Here is a 4,748-nt window from a genome sequence, read left to right on the forward strand (position 1 = left end):
CCCGGTCGGGGGCGGCGGGCAGGCCGCGCCGGTCTCCGTGCCCGCAGGCGGCCTCCAGCAGGGCGGAGCCGCCGCCCACCGGTTCGGCCCCGGCCCGGGACGCCGCCGCGGCGAGGACGGCGGACAGCTCGGGCAGGACGGGAAGCCCGTCCTCGGGGATCGACGGCCCGAAGCGGACGGGGCCGTGTCCCTCCGGGTCCGTCCGCCGCATCCGTACCTCCGCGCAGTCCGTGGTGCCGTGTGCCCGTGTCCGCTCATGCCCGCTCGTGCCTTCGGCATGTGGGTACCCAGCGCGCCGCCGGACATGAGCGGCGGACCGGGTCGCGCAGCTCACGGCGTGGGGAGCGGCGGCCGGGGAAGAAGCGTCAGCCGTCCGTACGGGCGGTCCGGTCGCGGTACAGCCGGTGCGCGGCGGCGCCGGACGCGCCCGCGATCAGCGGTCCGCCGGCGGCCGGGGCGGGCACGGAGTCGGTGAAGGTCCCGCCCCCGCCGGCGTGGACGCCCCGCGGTACGGCCGCTTCCCCGCAGGGACCGCCCCTCGCCCCGGCACTCCCCGGCTCGACGTCCTCGGGATCGGAACGTTCGGGCTCGGGATGTTCGGGATCGGGACGCTTGGCCTCGGGATGCCTGGACCCGGTGTCCGTGGCCCCGGTGGCGCCCGGCGCGGTCCTCTCCGAGCCGGATTCCTCCGGGCCCGACCGCTCCGAGCCTGATCGCCCCGGGTCCGACCGCTCCGGACCGGATTACTCCGGCAGGATCCCCTCCCGCTCCAAGGCGTCCGCTTCCGCGCCCCCGGATGCCTTCGTGTCCGGGGGCGCGAAGGCGTCCGGCGCGGTGTCCTCCGGTTCGGCGGCGTCCGGTCCGGAGCCCTGCGGCGCGCGGTCCTTCCACCGGTGTCCCTCCGGTGCGGAGCACGGCGCGGAGGAGGCCGCCGGTGCGACGGTGTCCCCCGGGGGCTCCGCCGCCCGGGCCGGCCTCCGCGGACGCGACCGGTGCGAGCGCGCGCAGGACGGTGCCGGTGACGGCGGCGAGGGACAGGGCACGGGCGGTGCGGCGCATGGTGCGGGCTCCTTCGAGCGACGGCGGGGGCACGGCGATCGCACCCGACGGCCGCGCGGGTTCTCCCCACGTGCCCGACGGAGGCGGGACGCTCCCGCGTGTCCCGTGCCTCCGGGCGCGTGGGTGGCCCACGTCGGCGGGGCACGGAGACGCGCCCCACAGCCATCACAGCCCGCCCGCCGCCGTACCGCTCGCGGCCGTCCGCCATTGGCGGGAGGGGTGCGTCCGAGCGGGTGAAGAGCCGCGCCGGGCCGCGCCGCCCGCTCGGGCGCGCCCTACCCGCCGTCGTCCTGGTCCCGCATGACCTGCTCCCGGACCCGGCCGCAGCAGCGGCTGATCAGACGGGAGACGTGCATCTGGGAGATGCCCAGCTCCGCGGCGATGCTGCTCTGGGTCATGTCGCCGAAGAAGCGCATGTAGAGGATGGCCTGCTCGCGTTCCGGCAGGGCGGCGAGGCGTTCCCTGACGGCCTCGCGGTCGACCACCGTGTCCAGTGCCGGGTCGGGCGCGCCGAGGGTGTCGCCGAGCGAGTAGCCGTCGTCGCCGCTGGTCAGTTCGGCGTCCAGGGACAGCGCGGTGAAGCTGTCCAGCGCCCCCTGCCCCGTGCGGACGTCCTCCTCGCTCAGGTCGGTGTGCTCGGCGATCTCGGCCACCGTCGGCGGGCGGCCGGAGCCGGCCAGGGACAGGTCCTGCGAGGCGGAGCGGACACGGTTGCGCAGTTCCTGCACCCGGCGGGGCACGTGCAGGGTCCACATGTGGTCGCGGAAGTGCCGCTTGATCTCTCCGGTGATGGTCGGCACGGCGTAGCTCTCGAAGGCGTTGCCGAGCCCGGGGTCGTACCGGTCGACGGCCTTGACCAGACCGAGCGCGGCCACCTGGCGCAGGTCGTCGAAGCTCTCGCCGCGGCTGCGGAACCGTCCGGCGAGGCGGTCGGCCATGGGCAGCCACGCCTCGACGATCTCGCCGCGGAGCGCGTCGCGTTCCGCGCCGGGGGGCAGTACGGCCAGCCTGCGGAAGGCGTCCGCGGTGTCGGGGGCGTCGTCGTGCGGGTGGTGCCTGGTGCTCGCTCGGGTCGGCATGGTGCGTCGCAACTCCCTCGGAGTGCTCGGGGACGGACGGTCACCGTGGGGAGCGCACCTGCGTTCGGAACGGACGTCTCCGGAGCGGGGTACCACTGCCCACGGGCGTGCCTGCTGTCCGAAGCACTGACGGTGCGCCTGCCCGTACTCTCCGCCCGCAAACCGCCCGCGACGACGGGCCTCCCGGCGGTCTCCGCCGAAAGGCCCGTCCGGCTCGTTCTCCGGGCGCCGCCGCGGCTCACTTCCAGCGCAGCAGCGCCCCCAGCCCGCCCACCGGTGCGTCGTCCCCCGCGTCCGGGGCCGCGCTCACCGACAGGGCGGGGGCGCCCGTCGCGACCGCCGACCGGATCAGCGCGTCGTCCGCGCGGGCCGCCCACGACTGCTGCTCACCGAGCACCTTCAGATCGGTGCGCCGCACCGCCAGCTGGTCCGGATCCTCCCCGATCCACACCTCGCGGTGCGCGTCCGGCCCGTCCGGCCGGACCAGCAGTTCGTCGATCCGGTGTTCGCGCGCCGCCTCCACCAGCGCCGGAACTCCCTCCACAGCACCCGCGCGGCCCTCGTCGTCCGGGGTGCGGGCGGCCAGGAACCGCTCCAGCTCCGCCGCGGCCCGGTCGCGGACGTGCTCCGCGCGGGCCCGTTCCACGTCCTCGTCGAGCAGCCTGCTGCCGGTGCCGTGCGGGGCCTCGACCACCAGGTCGTGCAGCCGCTGCGGGAGCCGCTCGTGCACGGCGCGCTGCTCGCGGTCGTCGCCGACCAGGATCAGCAGATCGGCCCCGGTCTCCTCCTGGCACACGGCGAGCGCGTCGGCGATCTCCGCGGCGTTGTGCTCCCAGGTGTTCTCCACCCGCAACTGGAAGTGGCGCTCCGACCAGTCGACGGTGCTGGTCCGGTGGATCGGCCACTGGCGTCCGGTGACGCCGCCGGCGTCGTCCCGGCCGAGTGCGCTGCGCAGCTCGAAGTCCGCGCCCTTGCGGTCGACGTAGGCCACCACGCACACGGGATCCTCACCGGCCAGCTCCAGCAGCGGCGCGACCCTGGGCAGCGGTGCCCACCGCGCCCAGTCGCCCTGGGGGGGCCGGGCCAGCGGCGGGTCGAGCACCACTTCGCCGTCCCGGGCGAACAGGGCGCGGCCGTGCGGTTCGGAGGAGTGCCGCAGTTCCTCGATCGCGCGGCGCACCGCGTCGCAGGTCGCCTCGTCCGCGCCCTGGTCGGCCAGTTCCCGGGCCATCGCCCGGGCCGTCAGCTGCCGTTCGTGGGGGGTGTTCTCCGTGTGCCGGGAGGTGTCGACGTAGACGGAGGCCCAGGGGCCGGGACGTTCGTAGAGTGGATTCAGGAATGCGAGTTCCATGGCTCCCTCCCGGTTGCCGTTCGAAGTAGTGCTCGTACCGGCCGGGCGGGTACCCGGGCCGCATGAACGCACACGACGAGCGGGGCACCACGATGACCGGAGTCGAGCCGAGCCGTCTGGACGACCAGCAGCTCATGAAGGAGCTGGAGACCATCCACCGCACGCGTCACGACACCCTGCTGTACGGGTCCAACGACGCGCTGCGGGCCCACAACGAGCGGATGGCGCAGCTGGAGGGCGAGTACCTGCGCCGCAACCCGCGCCGTCCGGTGGCCGCCGGCCGCACCCGCGAGGGCGCCCGGGAACGGACCGGCGCCGACACGGCGGCTCCCACGACTCCGGGCACCTGACCTCGGGCGAAGACGCGACGGCGCGCCGCGTGATCCGGACGCGCCGGGACGCGGTGCGCCACCACACGTGAGCGAGGCACGGCCGAGCGCGCCGGGACGCGGCGCCTGGCCGCGCCCGTCCGGACGCGCGGGAGGGGGCCGCACGGCGGCGGGCCCCGGAACGGGCGGCGGCCGCCCGGCACGCGCCGGACGGCCGCCGCCCGTCCTGGACTTCCTCGTCGGACTTCCTCGGAGCCTCCTCAGCCCTTTTCCGACCCGAACACCTCCAGGTACGTCTCGCAGAACGCCTTGAGGTCGTCCGGCTTGCGGCTGGTGACCAGCTTGTTGGGCCCGTGGTCGCAGATCTTCACCTGCTCGTCGACCCACGTCGCACCGGCGTTGCGGAGGTCGGTCCGCAGGCTCGGCCAGCTGGTCAGCACCCGGTCCCGGACCACGTCCGCCTCGATGAGGGTCCAGGGGGCGTGGCAGATCGCGGCGACCGGCCGGCCCTGTTCGAAGAAGTCCCGCACGAACGCCACGGCCTTCTCGTCCGTGCGCAGGAAGTCGGGGTTGGCCACCCCGCCCGGCAGCACCAGCCCGCCGAAGGAGTCGGCCGACGTCTCGCCGACGACCTCCTGCACGGGGAAGGTGTCCGCCTTGTCGAGGTGGTCGAACGCCTGGATCTTGCCCGGCTGCGTCGAGACGAGCACGGGTTGGTGTCCGGCGTCCACGGCCGCCTGCCACGGCTCGGTGAGCTCGACCTGCTCGACGCCCTCGGGCGCGGTCAGGAATGCGATGCGCATGGGGTTTCCCTGTCCTTTCGTTCAGCTGTTCTCGTCCGGCTTCGCGCGGCTGATGTCGGCCAGCGCCGATCCGGGATCCCGTGCCCGGGCCAGGTCGCCGAGGCTCACCAGCCCGACGGGCAGGCCG

The 4,748-nt window shown here is 75.2% G+C and carries 4 protein-coding genes and 2 pseudogenes; 1 reads left to right on the forward strand and 5 read right to left on the reverse strand.

The window, feature by feature from the left end; genetic code table 11:
- The 3 genes and pseudogenes from B7L92_RS36065 to B7L92_RS36080 all read right to left on the reverse strand — a co-directional run.
- Window positions 1-211: pseudogene (locus tag B7L92_RS36065) on the reverse strand (pyridoxal phosphate-dependent aminotransferase); the annotation flags it as partial.
- 1,123 nt (window positions 212-1,334) lie between these two features.
- Complete coding sequence (locus B7L92_RS36075; protein ID WP_081241400.1) at window positions 1,335-2,138, reverse strand: RNA polymerase sigma factor SigF; 804 nt, start codon at window positions 2,136-2,138, stop codon at window positions 1,335-1,337.
- A gap of 238 nt (window positions 2,139-2,376) precedes the next feature.
- Entirely contained in the window at window positions 2,377-3,489 is a 1,113-nt protein-coding gene (locus tag B7L92_RS36080; RefSeq protein WP_081241401.1) for a baeRF2 domain-containing protein, read from the reverse strand.
- Between the two features lie 62 nt (window positions 3,490-3,551).
- Here B7L92_RS36080 and B7L92_RS36085 point away from each other — a divergent pair, with 62 nt between their 5' ends.
- Entirely contained in the window at window positions 3,552-3,839 is a 288-nt protein-coding gene (locus B7L92_RS36085) for a DUF6158 family protein (RefSeq protein WP_081241402.1), read from the forward strand.
- Between the two features lie 239 nt (window positions 3,840-4,078).
- Here B7L92_RS36085 and B7L92_RS36090 read toward each other — a convergent pair whose 3' ends face one another.
- Together B7L92_RS36090 and B7L92_RS43160 are read right to left on the reverse strand one after the other, a co-directional pair.
- Entirely contained in the window at window positions 4,079-4,621 is a 543-nt protein-coding gene (locus B7L92_RS36090; RefSeq protein ID WP_081241403.1) for a type 1 glutamine amidotransferase domain-containing protein, read from the reverse strand.
- 21 nt (window positions 4,622-4,642) lie between these two features.
- Window positions 4,643-4,748 (reverse strand): annotated as a pseudogene (locus tag B7L92_RS43160) (CBS domain-containing protein); the annotation flags it as partial.

This window comes from Streptomyces viridosporus, assembly GCF_002078235.1.
Taxonomy (GTDB): Bacteria; Actinomycetota; Actinomycetes; order Streptomycetales; family Streptomycetaceae; genus Streptomyces; species Streptomyces viridosporus.

Coding starts and splice junctions, on each gene's coding strand:
- B7L92_RS36075 (WP_081241400.1), bottom strand. CDS start 2,138: ATGCCGACCCGAGCGAGCACCAGGCACCACCCGCACGACGACGCCCCC.
- B7L92_RS36080 (WP_081241401.1), bottom strand. CDS start 3,489: ATGGAACTCGCATTCCTGAATCCACTCTACGAACGTCCCGGCCCCTGG.
- B7L92_RS36085 (WP_081241402.1), top strand. CDS start 3,552: ATGAACGCACACGACGAGCGGGGCACCACGATGACCGGAGTCGAGCCG.
- B7L92_RS36090 (WP_081241403.1), bottom strand. CDS start 4,621: ATGCGCATCGCATTCCTGACCGCGCCCGAGGGCGTCGAGCAGGTCGAG.